Origin of the sequence: Natronococcus sp. (genome assembly GCF_047921035.1) — an archaeon.
GTDB lineage: Archaea > Halobacteriota > Halobacteria > Halobacteriales > Natrialbaceae > Natronococcus.
Map to the genome: position 1 here is coordinate 1 of NZ_JBLRWX010000056.1, position 23,762 is coordinate 23,762.

Annotated in this window: 22 protein-coding genes, 1 tRNA gene and 1 pseudogene; 9 read left to right on the top strand and 15 right to left on the bottom strand. The window is 67.0% G+C overall.

Features of this window, described 5'->3' with window-relative positions; translation table 11 throughout:
• From ACNA7R_RS12250 to ACNA7R_RS12290, 9 genes and pseudogenes are all read right to left on the bottom strand, one after another.
• Positions 1 to 207, bottom strand: a pseudogene (locus ACNA7R_RS12250) (acetyl-lysine deacetylase); the annotation flags it as partial.
• Positions 204 to 1,358 carry an aspartate aminotransferase family protein gene (locus ACNA7R_RS12255; RefSeq protein WP_416283848.1) on the bottom strand — a complete coding sequence of 385 codons (1,155 nt, stop codon included), beginning with the start codon at positions 1,356 to 1,358 and terminating at the stop codon, positions 204 to 206. The pseudogene ACNA7R_RS12250 and the gene ACNA7R_RS12255, both read right to left, overlap by 4 nt.
• A complete protein-coding gene (locus ACNA7R_RS12260; protein WP_416283849.1) occupies positions 1,355 to 2,284 on the bottom strand; it encodes an acetylglutamate/acetylaminoadipate kinase in 930 nt (309 codons plus the stop codon). The genes ACNA7R_RS12255 and ACNA7R_RS12260 overlap by 4 nt, the downstream gene beginning before the upstream one ends.
• Entirely contained in the window at positions 2,285 to 3,361 is a 1,077-nt protein-coding gene (gene argC / locus ACNA7R_RS12265; protein ID WP_416283850.1) for an N-acetyl-gamma-glutamyl-phosphate reductase, read from the bottom strand.
• The gene (gene lysX / locus ACNA7R_RS12270; protein ID WP_416283851.1) at positions 3,361 to 4,245 is read right to left on the bottom strand and encodes a lysine biosynthesis protein LysX; all 885 of its coding nucleotides are present in this window, start codon (positions 4,243 to 4,245) and stop codon (positions 3,361 to 3,363) included. Before lysX ends, argC begins: the two co-directional genes overlap by 1 nt.
• Positions 4,242 to 4,406, bottom strand: a complete 165-nt coding sequence (gene lysW / locus ACNA7R_RS12275; RefSeq protein ID WP_005554620.1) for a lysine biosynthesis protein LysW — start codon at positions 4,404 to 4,406, stop codon at positions 4,242 to 4,244. Before lysW ends, lysX begins: the two co-directional genes overlap by 4 nt.
• 207 nt (positions 4,407 to 4,613) lie before the next feature.
• On the bottom strand, positions 4,614 to 6,140 hold the full coding sequence (gene argH, locus ACNA7R_RS12280) for an argininosuccinate lyase (RefSeq protein WP_416283852.1): 1,527 nt from the start codon (positions 6,138 to 6,140) through the stop codon (positions 4,614 to 4,616).
• Between the two features lies 1 nt (position 6,141).
• Positions 6,142 to 7,419, bottom strand: coding sequence for an argininosuccinate synthase (locus tag ACNA7R_RS12285; protein WP_416283853.1), 1,278 nt, complete (start codon positions 7,417 to 7,419; stop codon positions 6,142 to 6,144).
• Between the two features lie 298 nt (positions 7,420 to 7,717).
• A complete protein-coding gene (locus ACNA7R_RS12290; protein ID WP_416283854.1) occupies positions 7,718 to 8,815 on the bottom strand; it encodes a helix-turn-helix transcriptional regulator in 1,098 nt (365 codons plus the stop codon).
• 161 nt (positions 8,816 to 8,976) lie between these two features.
• On the opposite strand from ACNA7R_RS12290, the gene ACNA7R_RS12295 reads away from it, so the two are divergent.
• Positions 8,977 to 9,477 carry a 2'-5' RNA ligase family protein gene (locus ACNA7R_RS12295; RefSeq protein WP_416283855.1) on the top strand — a complete coding sequence of 167 codons (501 nt, stop codon included), beginning with the start codon at positions 8,977 to 8,979 and terminating at the stop codon, positions 9,475 to 9,477.
• Positions 9,478 to 9,543: 66 nt separating this feature from the next.
• Complete coding sequence (locus ACNA7R_RS12300) at positions 9,544 to 9,888, top strand: hypothetical protein (protein ID WP_416283856.1); 345 nt, start codon at positions 9,544 to 9,546, stop codon at positions 9,886 to 9,888.
• Here ACNA7R_RS12300 and ACNA7R_RS12305 read toward each other — a convergent pair whose 3' ends face one another.
• The gene (locus tag ACNA7R_RS12305; RefSeq protein WP_416283857.1) at positions 9,889 to 12,066 is read right to left on the bottom strand and encodes an ATP-dependent DNA helicase; all 2,178 of its coding nucleotides are present in this window, start codon (positions 12,064 to 12,066) and stop codon (positions 9,889 to 9,891) included.
• 159 nt (positions 12,067 to 12,225) lie between these two features.
• Between ACNA7R_RS12305 and ACNA7R_RS12310 the strand changes: the two genes are divergently transcribed.
• The 3 genes from ACNA7R_RS12310 (at position 12,226) to ACNA7R_RS12320 (ending at position 13,598) form a co-directional block, all read left to right on the top strand.
• Positions 12,226 to 12,627, top strand: coding sequence for a hypothetical protein (locus ACNA7R_RS12310; protein WP_416283858.1), 402 nt, complete (start codon positions 12,226 to 12,228; stop codon positions 12,625 to 12,627).
• Between the two features lie 48 nt (positions 12,628 to 12,675).
• On the top strand, positions 12,676 to 13,188 hold the full coding sequence (locus tag ACNA7R_RS12315) for a metallophosphoesterase (RefSeq protein ID WP_416283859.1): 513 nt from the start codon (positions 12,676 to 12,678) through the stop codon (positions 13,186 to 13,188).
• Positions 13,189 to 13,466: 278 nt separating this feature from the next.
• Positions 13,467 to 13,598, top strand: coding sequence for a hypothetical protein (locus ACNA7R_RS12320; protein WP_416283860.1), 132 nt, complete (start codon positions 13,467 to 13,469; stop codon positions 13,596 to 13,598).
• A gap of 1 nt (position 13,599) precedes the next feature.
• Here the strand turns inward: ACNA7R_RS12320 and ACNA7R_RS12325 are convergent, their stop codons facing one another.
• A complete protein-coding gene (locus ACNA7R_RS12325; protein ID WP_416283861.1) occupies positions 13,600 to 14,616 on the bottom strand; it encodes a threonine aldolase family protein in 1,017 nt (338 codons plus the stop codon).
• An 86-nt stretch (positions 14,617 to 14,702) separates the two neighbouring features.
• On the opposite strand from ACNA7R_RS12325, the gene ACNA7R_RS12330 reads away from it, so the two are divergent.
• The 3 genes from ACNA7R_RS12330 to ACNA7R_RS12340 all read left to right on the top strand — a co-directional run bounded on the left by ACNA7R_RS12330 (position 14,703) and on the right by ACNA7R_RS12340 (position 16,627).
• Positions 14,703 to 14,900 (top strand): hypothetical protein, encoded by a 198-nt coding sequence (locus ACNA7R_RS12330; protein WP_416283862.1) that lies wholly within the window; start codon positions 14,703 to 14,705, stop codon positions 14,898 to 14,900.
• A 58-nt stretch (positions 14,901 to 14,958) separates the two neighbouring features.
• A complete protein-coding gene (locus tag ACNA7R_RS12335; protein WP_416283863.1) occupies positions 14,959 to 16,053 on the top strand; it encodes an aminopeptidase in 1,095 nt (364 codons plus the stop codon).
• Between the two features lie 160 nt (positions 16,054 to 16,213).
• Positions 16,214 to 16,627, top strand: coding sequence for a universal stress protein (locus tag ACNA7R_RS12340; RefSeq protein ID WP_416283864.1), 414 nt, complete (start codon positions 16,214 to 16,216; stop codon positions 16,625 to 16,627).
• A gap of 18 nt (positions 16,628 to 16,645) precedes the next feature.
• On the opposite strand, the gene ACNA7R_RS12345 is transcribed toward ACNA7R_RS12340, so the two are convergent.
• The gene (locus ACNA7R_RS12345; protein ID WP_416283865.1) at positions 16,646 to 17,164 is read right to left on the bottom strand and encodes a hypothetical protein; all 519 of its coding nucleotides are present in this window, start codon (positions 17,162 to 17,164) and stop codon (positions 16,646 to 16,648) included.
• Positions 17,165 to 17,254: 90 nt separating this feature from the next.
• Positions 17,255 to 20,236, bottom strand: coding sequence for a thermonuclease family protein (locus ACNA7R_RS12350; protein WP_416283866.1), 2,982 nt, complete (start codon positions 20,234 to 20,236; stop codon positions 17,255 to 17,257).
• Positions 20,237 to 20,640: 404 nt separating this feature from the next.
• Here ACNA7R_RS12350 and ACNA7R_RS12355 point away from each other — a divergent pair, with 404 nt between their 5' ends.
• A complete protein-coding gene (locus ACNA7R_RS12355) occupies positions 20,641 to 21,726 on the top strand; it encodes a glutamate-cysteine ligase family protein (protein WP_416283867.1) in 1,086 nt (361 codons plus the stop codon).
• 73 nt (positions 21,727 to 21,799) lie between these two features.
• Here ACNA7R_RS12355 and ACNA7R_RS12360 read toward each other — a convergent pair whose 3' ends face one another.
• Entirely contained in the window at positions 21,800 to 22,969 is a 1,170-nt protein-coding gene (locus tag ACNA7R_RS12360) for a C45 family autoproteolytic acyltransferase/hydolase (RefSeq protein WP_416283868.1), read from the bottom strand.
• Between the two features lie 348 nt (positions 22,970 to 23,317).
• Positions 23,318 to 23,392, bottom strand: a tRNA-Arg gene (locus tag ACNA7R_RS12365).
• Positions 23,393 to 23,762 lie beyond the last annotated feature (370 nt).

Sequence of the window (23,762 nt, forward strand, 5' to 3'; positions counted from 1 at the left end):
CAACAGGATCGAATCGTCCGCGGGCGCGCGGACGTTGCCGACCTCGTCGATCCAGGCCTCCCGGCCGTTCGCCGAGAAGAACTCGACGAGGCGTTCGGCCGCCTCGCGCTCCTCGTCGGTCGGGGAGGGGATCGCGACGAGATCCACCAGCAGGTTCCGAGCGTTCTCCCGAGAGACGGCGGTCGCGTCGGTCGTGCTCGCGTTCATGGTTCGGACGCCGCTTCGGGGGCGACGGTCTCGGTCAGCGCCTCGACGAGTCGGTCGGCCTCGTCCTCGTCGATCACGAGCGGCGGCAGCAGGCGCAGGACGGTTCGGCCCGCCGGCAGCGCCAGCACCTGGTGGTTCATCGCCAGATCGCGAGCGACGCGGTTCGCGCCGCGTTTCAGCTCGATCCCGACGAGCAGCCCCTCACCGCGGACCTCGCGCACCGCATTGCCGAGTGCGGCCTCGAGTTCGTCGACGAGGTAATCGCCGACCTCGGCGGCGTGGGCGGGCCACTCCTCCTCGACCAGCGTCGAAATCGTCGCGTGGACCGCCGCGGAGACGACGGGACCGCCGCTGAACGTGGCGTTGTGCGAGGCCGCGCCGTCGGCGATCCAGTCACGAACCGCGACCGCGCCGACGGGCAGGCCGTTCCCGAGGCCCTTCGCCGCGGTGAGCACGTCGGGCGTGACGCCCGCGTTCTGGCAGGCCCACATCGAACCCGTCCGTCCCATCCCGGTCTGGACCTCGTCGAAGACCAGCGCCGCGCCGGCCTCCTCGGTTAGCTCGCGGGCGGTCTCGAGGTAGCCCGCGGGCGGGAGGTTGATCCCGCCCTCGCCCTGGATCGGCTCGAGGATGACGGCCGCGGTCTCGTCGTCGACGGCGGCCGCGAGCTCCTCGTCGTCCCCGTAGGGGACGAACTCGACGTCGCCGGCCAGGGGCTCGTAGGGCTCTTTGTACTTGTCCTTCCAGGTCGCCGCGAGCGAGCCCATCGTCCGCCCGTGGAACGAGCGGGTCGCCGCGATGATCTTCGACTCGCCGGTCGCAGACCGGGCGAACTTCAGGGCGGCCTCGTTGGCCTCGGTGCCGGAGTTACAGAACCACCCCTGCTCGAGTCCGTCCGGTGCGGCCGCGACAAAGGCGGCGTAGGCGTCCTCGCGGGACTGAACGGGGAACGAGGAGTCGACGAACGTCAGCTTGCCGACCTGTTCCTGGACCGCGTCGACGACCGCGGGATGGGAGTGGCCCAGCGGCGTACAGGCGTAGCTCGCGCCGGCATCCAGGTACTCCGTACCGTCCGTGCTGTAGAGGGACAGTCCCTCGCCGCGCTCGATACCGATCGGCTTGCTGCCGGAGACGAAGTCGTGGTCGCTCATCGTGTGGCCTCCTGTGGGGCTTCCTCGTCCGTCTCATTGTCGGCGAGCACGCCGGGCTCGAGGGTCGTCCCCTCGCCCTCGAGTGCGCTCGTAATGGGCGCGTCCGCGTTGGCCGTTGCGACGATCACCGAGGACGCACCGCCCTCGAGGGCCTCCGTCGCGGCCATCACCTTCTTCGTCATGAATCCCTCAGCTGCCTCCTCGACGGCCGCGAACTCCTCCGGTGTCGACGCGGAGTCGATCCGCGTCGACTCGTCGTCGGGATCCTCGTAGATCCCCGAGACGTCCGTGAGGACGACCAGGTCGGCCTCGAGCGCACCAGCGATCGCCGCGGCGGCGCGGTCGGCGTCGGCGTTGACGGCCGTGTACCCGCCCTCCTTCTCCTTGCCGAGCATCGGAACGGAGACGACCGGCGTGTATCCACCGGAGAGCATCGTCTCGAGCAGGTCGGCGTTGACCGACTCGATCTTGCCCGAGTGGTCGCCGCGCTTGATCTTCTTCTTGCCGTCCTCCTTGACCCGGACTGCGGACTTACGTTTGCCCTCGAGGAGTTTGCCGTCCGTGCCCGAGAGGCCGACGGCGTTTACGCCCTCGTTTTGCAGGCTCTCGACGAGATCCGTGTTGAGCTTGCCGGGCATCACCATCTTGAAGACGTCCATGGTGTCCTCGTCGGTGAATCGGCCGACCACTCCGCCGGGCGTCTCGACGTAGGTGGGTTCCTGGCCGAGTTCCTCGAGGGTCTCGTCGACGGCCGTCGAGCCGCCGTGGACGAGGACGACGTCTTCAGGCGGCTCAATGCCGCCTGAACGGCCAGCGGAACTCCGTTCCGCGCTGTCCTCGCCGTCCTCGACGAGGGAGGCAACGTCGGCGAGCGCGCCCTCGGGGTCGACGGCGCGGGCGCCGCCGATTTTGACGACCGTGGTCATTTACGGCGCCCCCACGGGGTGGAGCCCCGTAAACTCGAGTCCGGCCGTCTCCTCGAGGCCGAGCGCGATGTTCGCGGCGTGGACCGCCTGGCCCGCCGATCCTTTCATCATGTTGTCGATCGCCGAGAAGACGACGATGCGCTTGTTCGAGGGGTCGAGCTCGAAGCCGACCTCGGCGAGGTTGGTCCCCGCCACCGATTTGGGCTCGGGGTAGCGATAGACCCCGGAGCCGCCCGCGGCCATGCGGACGAACGGCTCGTCCTCGTAGCAGCCACGATACGCCTGCCAGAGGTCGCCCTTCGAGACCGGTCCCGACGGGAAGACGTGGCCCGTCGCGCTGGCGCCGCGGATCATGTCTACGGCGTGGCAGGTGAACGCGACCGAGGTGTCGAGGAACTGCTCGATCTCGGCCTCGTGGCGGTGTCCCGTCGGCGCGTAGGGGCGAACGACGCCCGAGCGCTCGGGGTGGCTCGAGGCCTCGCCGCCGCCGGCGCCGCCTTCGCTCGAGCCGACCTTCACGTCGACGACGACCTGCTCGCCGCCCTCGAGGATTCCGTGCTCGAACAGCGGGTACAGCCCCAGAATGGTGGCGGTGGCGTTACAGCCGCCGCCAGCGATCAGCTCCGCGCCCGCGAGGTTCTCGCGGTTGATCTCGGGCAGCGCGTACTCGGCCTTCTCGAGGTACTCGGGTGCGGTGTGGCCGTCGTACCACTCGTCGTACTGTTCCTCCGTGTCGAGTCGGAAGTCGGCCGAGAGGTCGACCACGGTGTCGGCGATGGAGAAGAACTCGTCCACCTGCCCCATCGAGACGCCGTGTGGCGTCGCGGCGAACAGGACGTCGACGCTCTCGAGATCGTCGGGCTCGGTAAAACGCAGGTCGGTCCCGCGCAGCGGCGGGTGGACCGAGCCGACGCTCTTGCCGGCCTTCGAGCGACTCGTCACTTCCGCGAGCTCGAAGTTGGGGTGGCCGGCGAGCAAGCGCAGCAGTTCACCCCCCGTAAAGCCGCTGCCGCCGACGACCGTCGCGGTGACGGTCTCGGCGGATTCGTCGGCGCTGGCGTCGGTGCCGACCGCCATCAGAACGTCACCTCGACTTCCTTACTGTCGTCCTCGGCGGCTTTCTCCTCGAGCCAGTCGACAACTGCGCCGGCGACGTCGGTTTCGACGGCGTCGTTGAGCGCCTTGAACTCGACGGTGTGGTTGACCTCGTGGACGGTGTACCCGTCTTCCGTCTCCATGAGGTCGACGCCCAGCAGTCCGCCGCCGACGGCGTCGCTAGCCTTCTCGACCAGCTCTTTCGCGTCGGCGTCGGGTTCGAAGACGTTCGTCTCCGCACCCTTTGCAGCGTTCGTGATCCAGTGGTCCGACGAGCGAACCATCCCCGCGACGGGTTCGCCGTCGATCGCGACGACGCGGATGTCGCGGCCGGGTTTCTCGACGAACTCCTGGACGTAGAACACCTTGTGCTCGTAGTGACCCAGCGTCGCCTTGTGCTCTAAGATCGCCTCCGCGGCGTCGCGGGAGTCGATCTTGGCCATCAGACGGCCCCACGAGCCGACGACGGGTTTGAGCACGCAGGGGTAGCCGAACTCCTCGATCGCCTCGAGGGCGGTCTCCTTCGTGAACGCGACCTTCGTCGCGGGCGTAGGGACCCCAGCCTTCTCGAGCGCGAGGCTATTTTTGACTTTGTCGGCGCAGATCTCGGCCGTCTCGTTGCTGTTGACCACGGGAACCCCGTAGGCCTCGAAGAACTGTGTGGCGTAGAGGCTGCGGCTCGTGGCCAGACAGCGGTCGACCACGATGTCGAGGTCCACGAACTCCTCGGGCGTTTCGCCGATGTCGAACGTCTGCTTGCGGACGTCGATCTTCGTCACGTCGTGGTCGCGCTCGCGAAGCTCCGAGAGGAGCAGCTTCTCGTCCTTGCGGATCCGGGAGTAGAGTATTCCTATCTGCAAGGTCACTCACCCCAGTCCTCTTCGAGCTCCGGGGCTCGCTCGAGGACTGGCGGCTCGGTGTCGACGACTTCCAATTCGGCTCCGCAGGTCGTACAGTCAACGATCTCTCCCACTTCCAGATCGTCGTGCAGGGACACTTCCGCCCCACACTCGACGCATTCTGTCATTGTACTCCCAACTGGGAGCGCAGTACCCTTAAAGCCTTCGAACCTAACAGAAAGATTACAATAGTCGCACTACACACTAACGGTGTGTGGCTGTCGTTTTCCGGCAGATTTTGTCCCTCGTATCATTCAAGTTGTATATTGTCCCCTCGCGGGGACGGCGGCGGGGTCGGCACGCTCGGTCGAACCGGACCTCGAGGAACGAACCCGTTAGACATACCGGTTCACCTCCTCGCGAAGCGCCGCGTGAGCGTCCTCGAGGGCCTCGTCCGTCGCCGTGTGCGTCGCCTCGTCGGCCGCGAGCGCCTCGCGGGCCGACTCGAGCTGGTCGGCGACCGCCTCGGGGGCAGGTCCGCCACGCGAGTCGCGACTCGCCACGCTCGCCTCGGGATCGAGGGCGTCCTCGACGGCCGCGGGATCGACGAACGACTCGAGCGGTTCGCCCAGCACGTCCCCCGCTGCGGCCTCGAGCGCCTCGTAATCCCCGCCGTTCTCCGCGGCGTGGGCGACCATCTCGTGTGCGGTACGAAACGGCAGTCCGTTGGCCGCCAACAGATCGGCGACGCCGGTGGCCGTCGAGAAGCCCGCGCCCGCCTCCGCGGCGAGAGCCTCCTCGTTCCAGTCGGCCGTCGCGACCGCGCCCGCGGCGACCTCGCTGGCCTCCGTCACGGCGTCGACGGTCTCCCAGGCGTGGGTCGTCGCGCGCTGTAAGTCGCGGTTGTACGCGCGGGGCAGTCCCTTGAGCGTCGTCGTCAGCCCCTGGACGCCGCCCGCGGCGTCGCCCGCGACCGCGCGGACGAGCTCGAGCGTGTCCGGGTTCTTCTTCTGGGGCATGATCGACGACGTCGAGGAGTAGTCGTCGGCGAGGTCGACGAAGCCGCGGTTGGCGAAGACGACGAGATCTTCGGCGAGCCCCGACAGCGTCGTCGCGTGGGTCGACAGCGCCTGGGTCGTCTCGAGCAGGAAATCGCGGCTCGAGGCGGCGTCCATCGAGTTCTCGATAACAACGGCGGAGCGCTGCTCCGCCGAGCTCCCCCTCGCGTTGCTCGCGGGAACCCCCTCGAACCCGAGCAGTTCCGCCGTGCGCTCGCGGTCGATATCGAACGTCGTGCCCGCGAACGCCGCCCCGCCCAGCGGCGACTCGTTGATCCGCCCGTAGGCGTCGAGCAGACGGTCGGTGTCGCGACGAACCCCAGCCTCGTAGGACAGCGCCCAGTGAGCGACGGTCGTCGGCTGGGCGGGCTGGAGGTGCGTGTAGCCGGGCATGATCGTCTCCCGACCCTCGTTGGCGACGTCGAGCAGCGCTTCGCGCAGCGCGAGGGTGGTCTCGATCGCCTCGAGGACGTCCTCGCGCAGGCGGTAGCGGATGCAGGTCGCGACCTCGTCGTTGCGCGAGCGGGCGGTGTGCATCCTCCCGCCTTCCTCGCCGATCCGTTCGATGACGGCCGTCTCGATGGCCTCGTGGACGTCCTCGCCGTCGGGCAGGGAGTCGTGGCCGTCGACCTCGATCGCGTCCAGCGCCGTGAGGATCTCCCCGGCGGTGTCGTCCGCGAGGATACCGCACTCGGCGAGCATGAGCACGTGGGCGCGGTCGACCTCGAGATCGGCCTCGAAGATCCGCTCGTCGGCCGAAAGCGAGGAGAGGAAGCTCCGCGCGGGGCCGCCGCTGAAGCGGTCCCGTCGGACGACGCCTGCGTCGTCCGACCCGTTCGCGTCGGAAGCTTCCTCTCCACTCATCTTACTCCTCGCCTCCGTCGGTCGCCAGCTCGACCTCTTCCTCCTCGTTTGCCGCGATCGACTCGTTGGCCAGGCGGCGCTGGAAGCCGTGGTACTTCGCGACGCCCGTGGCGTCCTCCTGGCTGATCTTGCCGACCGTCTCGGTGTTGAACGAGGCGTGTTCGGCCGAGTAGGCGGCGTATTTGCTGTCGCGGCCGACCGCGCGGGCCTGGCCGCCCTCGAAGCGGATCGTCACCGTTCCGGTGACGCGCTGCTGAGTCTCGTCGATGAAGCCCTCGAGCGCGCCGACCAGCGGCGCGTCGACGAGTCCCTCGTAGCCCTTCTTCGACCACTTCTGATCGATCAGCTGCTTGAACTCGCGCTCCTCCTGGGTGAGGACGAGTCCCTCCAGGGCCTCGTGGGCGTTGAGCAGCGTCGTCGCCGCGGGGTGTTCGTAGTTCTCGCGCACCTTCAGCCCGAGCATGCGGTCTTCCATCGAGTCCGTGCGACCGACGCCGTAGGCACCCGCGAGTTCGTTGAGGTGCTGGATGAGTTCGACGGGCTCGTACGCCTCGCCGTCATCAGAAGCGTCCGCTTCTGATTGGCTCGCGGGAGCTTCGCTCCCGAGAACGTCGACGGCGACCGGGTAGCCCTCGTCGAACTCGATCTCGATCTCGCCGGTGTCGCCCGAGGGAGCCTGCGTCCACTCGTAGATTTCCTCGCCGGGAACGTAGCTCGGATCCTCGAGTTCGGAGCCCTCGACCGAGCGGCTCCAGAGGTTGGTGTCGACCGACCACTTGCCGCCGCCGCCGCCCTCGACGGGCAGGTTCTTCTCCTCGGCGTACTCGTTCTCCCACTCGCGCGTGAGCCCGAGTTCGCGCACGGGGGCGATGACCTCGAGATCGGAGTCGCGCCAGATCGCCTCGAAGCGAAGCTGGTCGTTACCCTTCCCCGTACAGCCGTGGGCGATTCCCGTACAGCCCTGCTCCTCGGCGACCTCGAGGATCGCGCTGGCGATCACCGGGCGGGCGAGCGCGGTTCCCAGCGGGTAGCCCTGGTAGGTCGCGTTCGCGCGGACGCTCTCGAAACAGAGATCTGCGAACTCCTCTTTGGCGTCGACGACGTAGTGCTCGAGTCCGAGCGCCTCCGCGGTTTCCTCGGCTTCCTCGAACTCCGATTCGGGCTGGCCGACGTCTACCGTAACGCCGATAACGTCGTCGTATCCGTACTCCTCCTCGAGCAGCGGGACACAGACGGTCGTGTCGAGTCCCCCCGAGAACGCAAGTGCAACGCGTGTCATGTCTACTCGAGTGGTACGGGGGGATGGACTTAAATTCGTCGTTCTTAGGTTTAGAAATTAAAGCTGCAGGCCACGCTACGCCGAAAAACTGGAGTTTTTGGAGTTTGGGTGGATCCGGAACGAGGGGGTGAGGTATAGTGCGGGCTCAAAGGCCCGGTCGTCGCGGTCGTCGCGGCACGACGGCTCCGTCGGTAGCGAAAAGGGCACCCGAGCTATCGGCGGAGCCGCTCATTAGCACTTCCTAAGAGTACGCATCCTCTTAAATCCTACTCGGCGGGCAAGTATTGTGCCGGCTCGACTACTCCTCGTCGATCTCCTCGTCAGGGAGCGCGAGAACGTTCTCCCGGCCGATACGGAAGACCTCGAGCTCCCCGTCCTCCCGGAGCCCGCCGACGACCTGGCTGGTCTTGGCCTCGGTCCAGTCGAGTTCGGCGACGACCTCCTGCTGTTTGATTCGTCCGCCGCGGTTCTCGACCAGCCGCAACACGCGCTCCTCGTTGCTCAACAGCTCCGCCGGCGGACCCGCTTGCTGGGGACCAGCCGTCGGTTCCGACGGCTCCGCCGGGTCGGCGCTCCCGGAGTCGGGCTCCCGTCCGTACCGGATCCACCAGCCGGCGACCCCGGCCAGTGCGAGCGCGCCGAGTGCGCCGAGAACCGCGAGCCAGGGCATCGCCGGCCCCTCCTCGGACTCGGTCGGCTCCTCGGCGGAGTCGGTGTCCTCGATCAGAACGACGCGCGGCTGGTCGTCGGCGAACTCGGTGTCGCCGCCGTCCCAGAAGACCGAACCCTCCCCCCGGTCGTCGGAGTCGGGATCGATCTCGTAGGCGGAGTAGGTGTCCGGCCAGAAGAGCTGCAGCGTCGTGTCGTCGACCAGCGTGAACCCGGACAGCGCGTCGCCGGCCTCGATGCGGTTGAGTTCGACGTGGGCGAACGACGACCACTCGAACTGGTACTGGACGTGGGCCATGTCACGCGGCGCCGGGCTCTCGTCGGTACTGACCGTGAAGTTCGAGATCTCCATCTCGCGATCGGTCGCGTTCTCGCCGTCGGAGAGAACCTCGTTCCAGCCTTCGGCCTCCCGATCGACGTACTCCTGGGGGTTCGACTCGATGTCCTCCTGGAGGAGCTCCCACTCCTCGATCGACTCGTTTTCGGTGTTTATCGGGAACCGATAGTCGATGAAGAACGTCGCCGACCCGTTCTCGTGGATCTCGACGTCGATGTGAATCTCGTCAGCGTCGTCGAACTGTAACCCCTCGTCGTCGGTCTGCTGGAGCACCTGCTGTTGGGATCCGGCGTCGCCGTCGGCCGCCACCACGGCCGAGACGGGCATCGGAACGAGCAGGCAGCCGACCACCACGAGCACCACTAGGGCTCGAAGCCCCCGCACATCCATTACGAGAACGTGGTAGTGCCGCCTAAATAGGTCTTTCCGACGACGGCGGCGACGTCCGTCCGATCGCTGCTCGAGGATGGGGACGGGAGACGGCGCTCGGAACGGACGACGGTCCCGCCGAACGCCACACTCATAGGGCGATCGGCCGTACTCGCAGGAACGTGTACAGCGTCAACGTCCCGGTCCCCGGGCGCGTCCGCGAACTCGCGGACGCCCTCTACCCCGAACTGGTCGGGTTCGAGACGGTTCGCGAGGACCACTCCTGTCTGCTCAAGCGCCTCGGCGAGGCCGACCACGTCACCCAGCTCCAGCACCGCACCCACCGCGCCCTCGAGGGGGTCTCCCCGATCGAGGCCCGCGTCACCGGGATCGACTACTTCGCCGACCCGCCGCTGGGGTCGGCCCCCGTCGTCTACCTGGCCGTCGACAGCCCCGGTCTCGAGGCGGTCCACGCCCGCCTCGCCGAGGAGTTCGGCACCGTCGCGGGGCTCGAGGGCGAGGACTACGTCCCCCACGTCACTCTGGCCCGCGGCGGCGATGAGCCGACTGCGAGACGGCTGGCCGACCGCGAGGTCGAGCCGATCGAGTGGACCGTCGGCGAACTCGAGTTCTGGAACGGAACCGACAGACTGCCGGTGAGTCGGGTCGTGCTGTCGGCGTAGTCCGCCGTCCGAACGGGGCTCTGTCGCCCAGAAAACACATATAGCACGGTCCGAAGGGAGTAGAGCATGTACCGACGGTCACTGCTCGGCGTCGCCGCCGCCGTCCCGCTCGCGGGCTGTTCGGCCGCGACCGACCTCGTCGGCGACGACGGGATCGACGAGACGCTCGAGGACGAACACACCGCGGAGTTCAGCGCCGACGAGGGCGAGGACCTCGCGGTCGAGATCGACGTCGAACGGGTCGAGAACGGGGACGCGGTCAGCGTCCAGGTCGCGAAGATCGGCGAGGGACCGCTCGAGGCCCGGTCGGTCTCCGACACCGAGCGCTTCGACGTGGCGGTCGAGGAGAGCGGCGACCACGTCGTCACCGTGACGAACGGCGCCGCCCACGTGACCCTCGAGCGGAAGTAGTCAGGGGGCGGGCGGGTCGCCGTCGTAGGCGCCGTGGTCGCCGTAAAAGTTCCGCATCGCGAACTTGAGCTTCGAGGGCTCGATATCGAGCAGCTCCTCGCGTTCCTCGTGGGGAAAGGTCCCGTTGACGCTGTACTTGCCCAGATCGGACTTGGCGTCCTTCGAGTACCGTCGATCCAGCAGCGCGCGGACGGCGATGTCTTCCGGCGATCGAAGCACTCGACCGAGCGCCTGGCGGGTCTTGCGGACGGTCGGGATCTCGACGGCGTAGCGCCAGCCGGTGTCGGTCCCCTCGAAGGCGGCGTCGTAGGCCTCCTGAACCGCCTCGGCCCGGTCGTCGAGGTGCGGGTAGGGAACGCCGACGACCAGTACCGTTCGGGCGTGGTCGCCGTCGAAACTCACGCCCTCCGCGAGGGTCCCCCACAGCGAGGTACAGAGGACTCCGTCGTCGTCCTCGACGAACTCCCGGCGAAGCTCCTCGACGGCGACGCCGGGTTCGTCGAGGTAGACTGTCGCCGACTCGCGGCGCTCGAGCCGTTCCGCGTACCGGCTCGCCTCGCCGTAGTTCGGAAAGAACGCGAGCGTGTTGCCGGCGGTCATCCGGACCGCGTCGTCGAGCGTCTCGGCGACGGTCTCCTGGACGGCGGGATCCTCCCGATCCGACGAAAACAGCGGCGGCGTTTCGACGGCGTACGTGCGACGGTGTTCCTCGGGGAACTCGAGCCCGTAGGCCATCGTGATCGGATCCTCGAGTCCGAGCACGTCCTCCGTGACGTCGAACGGCTGCAGGGTCGCGCTCATCAGGATCGTCGCCGAGACCTCCTCGAACAGCCGTCCGGTCACCTGGCGGGGGAGACAGGTGTACAGCTCCGCGCGGCCGTAGATCTCGTCGGTGCCGGCGTCTCGCGTAACGGAGACGACGGGGTACAGTCCCTCCTTCGTCCCCTCGTCCATCCAGGCGCCGACGAAGCCGGCCGCCTGCAGGGTCTGACACTCCGTTCGCGTTGCCGTCTCGCCCTCGCGGTAGGCCTCCTCGTACTCCTCGTCTAACTCCTGGCCGAGCGCCATCGCGGCCTCGAGGTCGTCGTCGATCCCCTGTCCCGAATAGCGCTGGAGGAACTCGAGGGTGAGTTCGTCGCGTCGATCCTCGTTCGCGATCGGGACGTCCGCCCAGCTCTCGCCGATCCGTTCGCGCTCGCCGAACCTAAAGGAATCCTCGTAGGTCTCGACCAGCGCGCGGTGAAACGCCGAGAGGACGTTGGTCGCGTCCTCGGCTCGCGGATCGTCGCTGTCGGCGAGTTCGTCCAGCGCCGAGTCGAAGGTGCGCTCCGAGCAGGTTCGGGTCGCGTGCTCGCGGGCGGCGTCCTCGACGTTGTGAGCCTCGTCGAAGACCGCGATCACGTCCTCGGGGTCGCGGCCGAGCCAGCGGAAGAACTGCTCGCGGATCGTCGAGTCGAGCAGGTGGTGGTAGTTACAGACGACGAGGTCGACGCCCTCGATCCCCTCCTTGAGCAGTTCGTAGCCGCAGAACTCGCGCTGTTCGGCGTACTCGTAGATCTCCTCGGGCGTGCGGACATCGTCGAACAGCCAGGCGAAGAAGTCGTCCGTATCCCCCGTGAGGTTGTTTCGGTAGTAGTCACAGACGTTCTGCTCCTCGAGGTCCTCGAGGCGGTCCTCGATCGACTCGAGTTCGTCCATGACGGCGCTGCGGGCGTCCGCGGCCGACCCGCCGTCGCTTCCCTCCTGGCTCTCGGCGAGCAGTTCCCGCTGGCGGCGCTCTAACTGTTCGCGGTCGCGCTCGGCGTCGACGACGGCCCGGGTGTTGTCCCGCAGGGTCTGACACTCCTCGTAGCCGACGTCGATGTGACACATCGACCCCTTCCCCTTGAACACGACCGCCCGGATCGACTCCTCGAGGGTGATCTCCCGGGCCTCTTCGACGAACTGGCGCATCTGCTGGTGGACGTTCGTCGTGATGACGACGGTCTTGTCCTGCTCGCGGGCGACCTCGAGGGCGGGAACGAGCGAGGAGAGGGTCTTGCCGGTCCCGCAGGCGCCCTCGAACAGGACGTCCTGGTCCCGAACCAGCGCATTGTAGATGCGGTCCATCGCCTCGCGCTGGTTCTCGTAGGGTCGCTCGTACGGAAAGAATCGCATGTACCCGGCTGTCTCGGACACGGTACTGAGTGGTTCCCGCTACGATAAAAGGATTCGTCTCCGACCCCGACGGCGCCGTCGGAATCGGCGACACCGAACGCATCCGATCCGTGGGAGACGTCCGCACAGCCGGCGTGCGCGCGCTACAGCGACATACCCCTCGAGGGCTTCGCCTCGAGTATGGCTATCCCCGGTTACGATTCCGGTGACGTCGTGGAGTTTACCCTCGAACGCGCGGGCGCTCGCGCCGAGGTCGTCGCGGGCGTCGTTCCCGACGAGTTCGGCCTCGAGCGCAGCAGCCGCGATCCGACGGCGACCGCGCTCGCGGATTCGATCGAACTCGTCGGACTCGAGGAGCTGCGGGCCGTCGATGCGTTCCGGGTCGAACTCGTCTACGACCCCTCGGCGCTGCCGCCCGGCGCGAGCCCGACCGACGTCGGGATCGCGGTTGAAACGGACGACGGCTGGGAGCGCCTCGAGTCGACGGTGGATCTCGAGGCGACGACGGTGTCGGCGACGCTGGGCGATCGCCCGTCGGGATCGACGATCGTGGCGATCTACGACGGGGCGAACGAGAGCTGAACGACGGAAGGCGAAAGGGACGTTACCCCCGCGGACCGAACTCCGGCTATGATCGCGATCTTCTCGGACACCCACAGCGGCGACGGCCATGAACTCGAGGGCGAGGCCCTCGAGGCCACCCGGAACGCAGAAACGGTGATCCACGCCGGCGACTTCACGAGTCCGTCCGCCCTAGAGGCCTTCCGGGGCGAGTGCAACCGACTGTTCGCCGTCCACGGCAACGCCGACAGCCCCGCAGTCAAAGACCGGCTGCCGACGGCCCGCGTCGTCGAGGCGGGCGGGGTTCGCTTCGCCGTCACGCACCGACGCGAAGGCGGGGCGACCGGACTGGCGATGTTCGGCCGGTCGCGGGACGCCGACGTCGTCGTCTCGGGACACAGCCACCGGCCGACCGTCGTCGAAACCGACGACGTCGTCCTGCTCAACCCCGGTAGCCACGCCCAGCCCCGCGGCAATCGACCGGGCTTCGCCGTCCTCGAGCGCGACGGCGACGGGCTCTCGGGCGAGCTCCGGGAGCCGGACGGAACCGTCCTCGAGACGATCGGTGTCCGGCCGGAGTGAAAACGGAAGCGAGGACCGCGACGAAACGACCGGCGCCAGCGGGAGCGGGTCGCGGTCCCCGTTCGTCCGACCGTCGGTCCAGCGAGCCGACGGCGAACGTCCCGTGTGGCCCCGGTCGACGGGCAGACGATCGCCGAGGCCGACTCGACCTACGCGCCGGCAGGTAATAGCCGCTCGGCAAGCTGAAAGATCGGTTTCACCCAACTGAGTTACACGAAGAGAGTGTAGGAAACAAAACGTCGAAACGACTTTGCCGGGTCGTGCTGTACTGGCCGGGTATGACGAGTTTCCTCCCCGACGATCCGGTTATCATCGCGATCGTCCTGATCCTGCTCGCGCTGATCTTCTTCACCTACCTGCTGTTGCGGCGAACGATCCTCGAGTTCCGCGACGGGATGGAGGGACGCTAAGTTACTCGAGGCGTTCGCCGACCAGATCGACCGCCTTCTCGATGTCGTTCCGCGAAACGCAGCGATGCGTACAGAATCGGAGCGTGGTCTCGCCGAACGCCGACGGCCGAACGTCCTCTCCCAGTCGCTCGAGGACGTCCTCGCTGGTCAGACCGAGCCCCGAGACGTCTACGAGGACGATGTTCGTCTCCGGACGCTGGACCTCGAGACACTCGATCTCGCCGAGCCCGTCGGCTAACAGGCGCGCGTTCTCGTGGTCGGTCTCGAGGTCGTCGACGTTCTCGAGAGCCCGCAGCCCGGGCGCGGCGACGATCCCGGCCTGGCGCATCCCGCCGCCGAACAGTTTGCGGACCCGGCGAGCGCGCTCGATGAACTCCTCGGAGCCCGCGAGCATCGAGCCGACGGGGGCGCCAAGGCCCTTCGAGAGACAGAACATGACCGAATCGACGGGCTCGGTGAGATCGGTGACGGGAACGTCCAGCGCCGTCGCGGCGTTGAAGATCCGCGCGCCGTCGACGTGGACTGGAACGTTGCGGTCGTGAGCAGCGTTGGCCGCGGCTTCGATCTTTTCGGGTTCGATCGCGAGCCCGCCGCGAGCGTTGTGGGTGTTCTCGAGACAGAGCAAGCCGGTCCCCGGGCGGTGGAGGTCCTCCGCGACGTAGCTCGCGTCGACCTGCTCGGGCGTCGGCACGCCCCGCGGGTCGGCGTCGAGCATCCGCACCTGCAGCCCCGCCAGCTGTGCGAGCCCGCCGAGTTCGTACTTCACGACGTGGCTCTTGCGATCGGCGAGCACCTCCTGGCCGCGCTCGGTGTGGACTCGCGCCGCGATCTGGTTGCCCATCGTTCCCGTCGGCACGTACAGTGCGGCCTCCGTGCCGACCCGCTCGGCCGCGCGGGCCTCGAGGTCGTTCACCGTCGGGTCCTCGCCGTAGACGTCGTCGCCGACCTCGGCCGCGGCGGCTGCCTCCCGCATCTCGTCGTCGGGTTTCGTCACGGTGTCCGAGCGCAGATCGATCATGGGAACGGGTAGCCGGCGGGCCGTCAAATAGCCGACGTTCCCAAGTCGGCGAGAAAATATGTACCGCCGGTTCGCTATCGTCCGCCATGAACGCACGGCAGCTCATCACCGTCTTGCGACTCGCCGCGGTCGGCCTCGTCGTAACCGGGTTCGTCGGCTGGGTGACGGGCGAGGCGGCCGCGTTCTCGCTCGAGTCGCCGTTCACGCTCGCGTTCCTCCTCGGGGTCGCCTGCGCGGTCGCCTCGATCTACCTCGGGATCTTTCTCGCGAACCGGGGGGAGTGACCGACGGCGCGGATTTCGATTCGAAAACGGTATTCCGAAGCGCCGAGAGTCGTGACACATGGACCCACGCATCCGCGAGCACGCCGAGATCGTCGCGAACCACTCCGTCGATCTGCAGGAAGGGGACAACGTCGTCGTCGACGCCCACCCCGTCGCCGAGGATCTGGTCGTCGCCCTCCACGAGGTGATCGGCGACCGCGGGGCGAACCCGATCACGACCAGCCAGCGAACCGGCGAGCGACAACAGCGCGCCTACCTTCGCGCGGCCGAGGAGGGGTTCGACACGCCAGAACACGAACTCGCGCTCATCGAGAACACCGACGTCTACATCGCGATTCGGGCCAGCGACAACGTCACCCAGACCAGCGACGTCGACCCCGAGACCCAGGCGGCGTACCGACAGGCCCACCAGCCGATCCTCGAGGAACGGCTCTCGACCCGCTGGTGTCTCACGCAGTTCCCCGCGCCCGCGAACGCCCAGCTCGCCGAGATGAGTACCGAGGCCTACGAGGGGTTCGTCTGGGACGCCGTCAACAAGGACTGGGAGGCCCAGCGCGACCACCAGGAGAACATGGTCGAGCTGATGGACGCCGGCGAGGAGATCCGGATCAAGAGCGGTGACACCACCGACGTCACGATGTCGATCGACGGTAACCCGACCATCAACGACCACGGGAAGCACAACCTCCCCGGCGGCGAGGTCTTCACGGCTCCCGAGCCCGACTCCGTCGAGGGCGAGGTGCTGTTCGACATGCCGCTGTACCACCAGGGACGGGAGATCACGGACGTCTCCCTCGAGTTCGAGGGCGGCGAGGTCGTCTCCCACTCCGCCGCGAAGAACGAGGAGGTCCTGACGAACGTGCTCGAGACCGACGACGGCGCCCGCCGACTGGGCGAACTCGGCATCGGGATGAACCGCGACATCGACCGCTTTACGTACAACATGCTGTTCGACGAGAAGATGGGCGACACCGTCCACATGGCGGTCGGCCGGGCCTACGACGACACCGTCGGCGAGGGCAACGAGGCAAACGAGTCGGCCGTCCACGTCGACATGATCGTCGACATGAGCGAGGACTCCCGTATCGAGATCGACGGCGAAGTGGTGCAGCGAGATGGTACGTTCCGGTTTGAGGACGGGTTTAACGAATAGCATCCGCGGCGAACGGAGTGAGTCGCGTCGGTCGCCTCGAGTCGAAACGACACCCCGGTGACTCTCCGGGAAGCTCCTCGCACGGAGACGAAGTCGGATCGAGGACCGACGGCACGGTTCGTGCATCGCGTTTATGGTTCGGAACTGGGTAGGGTAGCGTATGACAGTACTCGTCGCATACGACGGTTCGGCGTCGGCACAGAAGGCCGTAGAGTACGCGTTCGACTCCCACGCCGACGAGGAGATCGTCCTGCTGCGCGTCGTCGAGGCCGCGGGCGGCTCGACCGAGGCCGGCATCAACCTCCTGCAGGAGGCGCTTCGCGATCGGGAGGAGGAGGCCTCGAGTTCTCTCGAGGACGTTACGGAACCGCTCGATACCACCGACGTCGAATTTCGAACGGAGACCGCCGTCGGCAAACCCGAACGTGAGGTCGTCGAGTTCGCCGAGGAGCACAACGTCGACCACATCGTCATCGGCAGCCACGGTCGGGAGGGCGTCTCCCGCGTCCTGCTGGGCAGCGTCGCCGAGAAGATCGTCCGCCGCGCGCCGGTTCCGGTAACCGTCGTTCGCTAACGGTCGCGTCGAGGACGGTCACTCGTCGGCGACGACCTCGAGGTCGCCGAGCTGGATCCGGGGCTGGTGCTCGCAGATGTAGGTCGTCATCGCGTCGGTCGCGGTGAACGACAGCGTCTCGGTCGTCCCGGTGGCGGCGACGACGTCGGTCGCGTACTCCTCGACACGCTCGTCTTCCGCGTCCCAGATCGCCAGGTTGTGCTTGACGTTGTCCCGGTTCGCGATGGTGATCTCATACGATCGACCCTCGAACAGCACGAGCGTCGGGTTCTCGACGCGGTCGACGTGGGCCGGTTCGACGCCAACCCAGCCGCCGACGTAGGCGTCGAGTCGGATCTCCCCGACGTCCCGCCAGGCGTCGGGGTCGGTGTCGTTCTCGAGGGTTTCCGCCTCGTCGACGATCGGCTCCGGATCCTCGTGGGTGTCGCCGTCTCCCTCCTCTCGGCCCGCGCAGCCGGCCACGAGAACGCCCCCGAGTGTGACGGCGGCGCTCGAGAGGAACCGCCGCCTCGTCGCGCCGGACACCCGTGCGGTCATACCCGGTCGTAGGCCCCGAGACGAGATAAGTCGCGGCCCGACGCGTCAACGGAACGGAATTCCGAAGTCGGAAACCGATTCGATCCTCCGTCAGTCTCGGCCGCGGGCTCTGCCGGGCGGCGACGGCTGTCCCCGTCCCGGGTGATCGTCTCCGTCCGTCTCGGGTTCGTAGGCGTCGAACAGGGGGAACGACGCCTCGAGCGCGTCCGTCTCGAGCACCGCGGGGTCGTCGCCGACGTTGTTCGTCTCGTCGCGCAGTTCGTCGTCGTTGAACCGAAGGTCGGTGTTGAGCCGCCACGCCAGATCGTTCAGGTCGTCGACCTGCGCCGCTGGCGTCTCGGCGCTGCCGAGCAGGACGACCGCGCCGCCCCGGTTTCGGTACCGCCGGAGCGCGAGGATCTCCTCGAGATCGAACTCGCGGGCGGGAGCCGTCACGAGAATCGCCCGCGGCGTCTCGTCCTCGGCGGGCAGCGTCGACGCCAGGTCGTTGCTCTGGCGCAGCCGGAGGCCGACGCCCTCGAGGTAGCGCAGGAAGTACTGGCAGCGCTCGAGCGTGATCGAGCCGGGGATGTCGAACTGGCCCTGGCCGCCGGCGATGAGCACGTCGCCGTCAGCCTCGGAGAGGTGCTCGATCAGGTTCGCGAGGAACGGGAAGTTGCCGTACTCGCTCGTATCCGCGTCGAATCCTTCCGCTTCCTCGTAGCGCTCGTGGATCGCGAGTCCGCCGACCAGCGCGAGGCGCTTGGTCTCGTCGACGGCGACCAGCGGCGCCCCCTCGTCCTCGTAGGCGACGCCGCCGTCGCCGAGCTCCTGCGTTGCGGTGTCGACGGCTCGAACCGGAACGCGGTCGTCGGCGAGTCGACCGCCGTCGCGGCCGCGAGCGCTTCTGACGCTGCGGGCACTGGGCACGAACAGCTCCTCGACGGGGTCGTTGCGGATCTCCTCGAGGGCGTCGAAGTCGGCCGCCGACCAGATTCCCCGCCCGGCTTCGAGGGCCGCCTCCTCGAACTCGGCCCACTCGTCGTGTTTCGAGAAGCCCGAGGAGTAGATACGAGCGTACCCCTCCTCGACCATCTGGCGGTTGTAGTTCACCGAGAAATCGCCGGTTTCGAAGTCGGCCGCAAAGTCGTCGGGATCGTAGTGCATGTACATCAGCAGCCGGCCGTAGTTCCCGCGCAGCGGCTCGTCGGTATCGAACGTCAACTCGACGTGACGGCCGTCGATGTCCCCCTCGCCCGCCTCAGCATCGTCGGGGGCCATCAGATCCAGCGAGAACTCCGTCGCTTCGGCGCCCCAGTCGTAGAGGTGGTCGTCCGCGTCGTCGGGGATGCCGAACCACTCCTCCGGGTCGTTCTCCGCCGGCGGGGTTTCGGCGGTGTCGATCCCGATGTGTCGGATCGTCTCGCGGTAGCCGAACTCGGAGTCGAACTCGACTTCGAAGGTGTCGCCGTCGAAGACCCGGACGACCCGCCCGTGGTAGGTCTCGCCGGCCTCGAACTCGATGCCGATTCCCTCGCGGTCGTCGAAGTAGTCGAACGCGTCCGAGAACTCCCGCGAGACGGGGACGTACTCGGGTCCGTCGTTCTGGACCTCGTCCTCGACCTGTCCGCCGTTGAACCGGAACGCGAGGTCGAGAGTGTCGGCGATCTCGTTCAGGTTCTCGGTCCGATCGTTGCCGCCGAAGTCGGACTGGTCGAACAGGAAGACGGCTCCACCGTCGTCGACGAACGACTCGAGGATCTCGAGTTCCTCGCCCCAGAACGGACGGGCGGGCGTTGTGATCACGAGCCCGTCGGCGTCCGCGAGACCGAGTTCGGGATCCCCTCCCTCGACGCGCGACGCGTCGAAGTCCGTCGTCGTGAGGACGTGGTCGGCCCACCCGGTCTCCGTATCCTCGACCTGGTCGGCGTTGAACCGGAAGGCGAGGTCGAGGGAGTCGGCGATCTCGTTCAGGTTCGCCGTCTCGTCGTGTCCGCCGAACTCCGACTGGTCGTGGAAGAAGACGACCCCGCCGTCGTCGACGAACGACGCCAGCGCCTCGAGTTCCTCGCCCGTAAACGGCTGCTCGGGGGTCGTGATCACGACCGCGTCGGCGTCGTCCTCGAGCGCGTCGAGCAGGTCGTCAGTTCCCGAGACGTCGTACCCGTCCGCCTCGGCGTCGGCGATGAAGTCCGCGAACTGCCAGCTCCCGTAGTACTGACCGTGGCTCTCGTCCCAGTAGACGGTGTCCCCGTCGATCACCTCGTCCCACAGCGAGCGGACGAACGCGTCGTTCTCGTCGTGTGTATTGTCGTCGTCGACCAGCGGCGCGCCGAACCCGATCACGGAGCCGTCCCGCGAGACCAGCGGGATTCGCTCGTCATCGGCGTACAGGTACGCGCCGTCGTCGTTCCCGTCGACGTTCTCGGCCGTCCCCTCGGCGGAGACGAGAACCGTCTCGTCGTCGGTCAGCGCGCCGCCGTCGGGGGCGACCTGACTCGCCGTCGAGTAGAACTCGAGTTCGGGCTCACCGCCGTCGTCGAACTCCGTCAGCGCCCGCAGATCGTAGCCGTTTGCGTCGGCGTACTCCCGGAAGACGCTGTGGCGCTCGAGGGACCAGTACTGCCCGTGGCTCTCGTCCCACAGCACCGTTCCATCGCCACCCAGCAGGTCGTCCCAGGCGTTGAGCAGGAACTGCTCGTTCCCCTCGGAGAAGCCGCCGCGTTCGTCGCTGACGAACCCCGCCGAGCCGATTCCCATCACGGAACCGTCCTGGGACACGAGCGGGATTCGCTCCTCGTCGTAGAACGTGACGTCCGCTTCGTCCGTTTCCTCCGAGGCGGTCATCACGTACGCGTCTTCGGAAGCCAACGCCACGACGTGTTCGGGGTCGGTCAGCGGCTCCCCGTCCGCGTCAACCTGGCTCGCCGTCGAGTAGAACGACAACGCCTCGAGCGAATCGTCCGAGGCGGTCTCCGCCGTCGATGCGGTCCCCGACCCGGACAACGCAAGCGTTCCCGCACCCGCTCCCAGCAGCGAGACGAACGTTCGCCGACCGAATCGGACACTACCGTGGCCGTTTGAACCGTTCATACGCCACCCTATATTGTTTTACATAAATAATTAATTATATTAACTCGGATTCAGGAACGGGTTCCGTCTCGATCCGGCCCCCTCGAGAGACTGCTGCTGGCGGAGATATCGGATCGTCCCTGCTGGCTCCGGCCGCCGCCGGAACCGTAACCGAAATATTTCTCGAGAAAACCTCCCGAAATCGGCGCTCTCGCGGCTGTAACGCTCCTTCCGCGCTATCGAGCGGGTGTCGTCTCCCTTCATATGCAGGCTCAAGCGGTTCACGCCGAACTGGCTTAGCCAGCATCCCGAGAGAAAATCGGACGCCGTCCGACGGTTTGACCGATCGCGTCCGATTGGAGCGCCGGCCCGAAGACGACTCGTCCGAGGGCCGACCGATACCGCAGCTCAACGGAGATACCCCCATGAAAACCAGCCTCGAGGTGGAGTACTGGGTCGTCGACGACGACGGCGATCTGGTACCACCCGGAACACTGCTCGACGTCTCGGACGGGATCGACCCCGAGTTCGTCGAGCCGATGCTCGAGATCAAGACCACCCCGTGTACGTCGATGACCGAACTCCGCGAGGAGTTTCTCGATCGGATCGAGCACGTCGTCGACGCAGCACGCGCACGGAACAAGCGACTCGTTCCGCTGGCGACCCCGCTGTACGCCTCGCCGGCCGAAGTCCCCTACCGGGAGAAGCGCGGGACCGACCTCCAGCGACGGATCGTGGGGCCGACGTTCGACGACGCCCGCGTCTGTGCCGGCACCCACATGCACTTCGAGCAGTCGAACGTCGCCGATCAGCTCAACGCCCTGACGGCGATCGACCCCGCGTTCGCCCTGGTCAACAGTTCGTCGCACTACCGCGGCGAGCGGATTGCCGCGTGTGCGCGCCCCTACCTCTATCGACGATCGTGTTACGACGCCTGTCCCGAACAGGGGCAGCTCTGGCCCTACGTCGACAGCGTCGCCGAGTGGGAGCGCCACCTCGAGGACGCCTACGACGGGTTCCGCGAGCGGGCCCTCGAGCGCGGCGTCGAGCCGTCCGAGTTCGACGACGAGTTCGATCCCTACGACGCGGTCTGGACTCCGGTTCGGCTCCGTCGCGCGATGCCGACGGTCGAGTGGCGGTCGCCGGACGCAGCCCTCCCGAGTCAGATACTTCGGCTAGCCGAGACGGTGCGATCGATCGTCACGCACGCCGATGCCCGTGGTACGGTCATCGGCAGCGCCGAGCCGTCGGCGGACGCCACCGGCGAAGAGATGCCGCTCCCCGAGTTCGAAACCGTCGAATCGGTTACCGACGCCGCGATCCACGACGGACTGGCGAACTCGAGCGTGCGACGCTACCTGCGGGAGCTCGGGTTCGCCCCCGACGAGTACGACCCGCTGGCGGATCGACTCCCGGATTCGCGGGTGACGAAACGTCAGGCGAAGCGACTACGACTCGAGGCCGCGAGACAGCTCGAGGCCGATCTGGACCGATCGCGCGTTCGAGCCTGAAGGCCTATTTTCCGGGTCCAGGCGTCCGAAGTCGGTAGTCAAAGTATTGCGAGGCGAAAGCCGCGGGAGAAAGTCAGTGCCGATCGAGCCACCGCCGTCCCGTCCGAAGATCGGTCGGGATCTCCTCGCCGAACGACCACCGCGTGCGCTCTCCCTCACAGGGGTTGCCCATCGCGACTTCGATCTCCGGCGATCCACCCTCGAAAACGGCTGCACTCGCGGTCGTCAGCTGGCCGAACGCGTGCGGCTCGTCCGTTTCGGGTTCGGGATGTCGACAGATCGAATCGTCGCCGGGACCGTTCTCGTGGTCCCGAGCGACCGCCCACAGCTCGTCCCGATCGGGATACTCGTCGTTCTCGAGCAGCGACAGCGCCCGGCGTCGCCGCCTGATCGAGCTCTCGGTCTCGGTCGAGTCCGACAGCACGAAGTGGTTCGTTCGTGCGACGACGGGTGCGTCGTCTACGGCAATTCGCTCGGCCACCGGGTCGACCTCGAGCAAGACGGCGTCGGTTTCGTCGGCGAGAAACAGCGTCTGCCCGCACAGCTGGCGGGTCGGGACGGACTCGAGCAGCGACCGGGCCTCCCCGACGGTGGCACACTCCTCTAACACGATCCGGATGACGGTTCCGTTTCGAAGCTGATCCTCGGGATCGACGTCGTCTCGCTCGCTGTCGATGTAGGTGTTCGCCGCGACCAGCCCCCGGTCGTTGACTCCCTTGAAGATCGAGATCGTTCCGCAGGTGTCGACGGTCAGAAACCCGTGGTAGTCGTCGATCGGCGGCTGTTCGACGACCGACTTCGGACGGGTTCCTCGACCCGCGATGTCCCGGTTCTTGAGGACGAGCGGTCCCTCGGTCGTCGAATCGGATCCGACGTCGGCGGGCGGTTCGGAATCCGGTGGGGCGACGAGTACGTTCGTACATCCCTTCGGGTTCTTCTCGGAGCGCCCCCGTCCGTCGGCCAGTTCCTCGCAGAGTTCCGAGTACGCGAAGACGTACACCTCGTAGAGGGCCGGATCGACGTCGAAGGCCGCGGTCATCGCCTCGTAGGCCCGTCGGTGGCGATCCGGCAGGCTCTCGCGGCTCCGCCGGGCGTACTCGAGCAGGGGCTCGAGGTCGACTCCCCGGTCGTCGATCGCGGAGGCGAGTTCGTCGACGGCCCACTCGACGGCCTCCCGTTCGGTTTCCGCGCGCCGTCGAGCCTGTTCGGCGAACGTGTCCGCGGCGGCGATCGTCTCGTCCATACCCGTGACAACGACTCGAGGGAGTTGTATCGGCGGCCTGCACAGTGCGATGGCTGTCGGGCCGATCGAGAGGTCGGAACGACCTATATAGTTAGGATTTCTATTGGATTTATCCGGTTATCAAATCGTTCGCGGTGGTACAACTGGTGCTGATCGACGGTTGCGGACGCACCTCAGGGTGTTATAAGCTAGACGCGATCGGGAGCCGTAACTGGCTGACCTCTATCCTCCTCCACTCGCCCCGTCGTCGCAGAATCAGCGGGCACGATGGGATTTGAACCACAGTCGCAGCGAAGCTGCTCCCTGGTTCAAATCCCACGTGCCGGTTCGCTCACGTCGTTCGCTGCACGGGCACGATGGGATTTGAACCCACGACCGTCGGATTAGAAGTCCGACGCTCTTTCCGGACTGAGCTACGTGCCCTCGAGTACGAGTCGTCCATCGAGCGATATAAGCGGTTGGGATTCGGGCTCCCGAGAGAAACGAGCGGATAGCGACCACCACGTCGCCCCGCAGTCGTGACACACCATGGTTCCCGGCGACCGGACGTCGGACCGGGTACTCGCGATACACGTACGGCTATCGGCTCGAACGGTCGAAAAGGGAAGACCCCAAACTGACGTCAGCCCACTGCGTCAGCCTGCTCAGTCGTCCCCGAGAGCGTCGTCCTCGTCGTCGTCGCCGAGGTCGTCGTCCTCGTCGTCGTCGCCGAGGTCGTCGTCCTCGTCATCGTCGCCGAGATCGTCGTCCTCGTCATCGTCGCCGAGATCGTCGTCCTCGTCGTCGCCGAGGT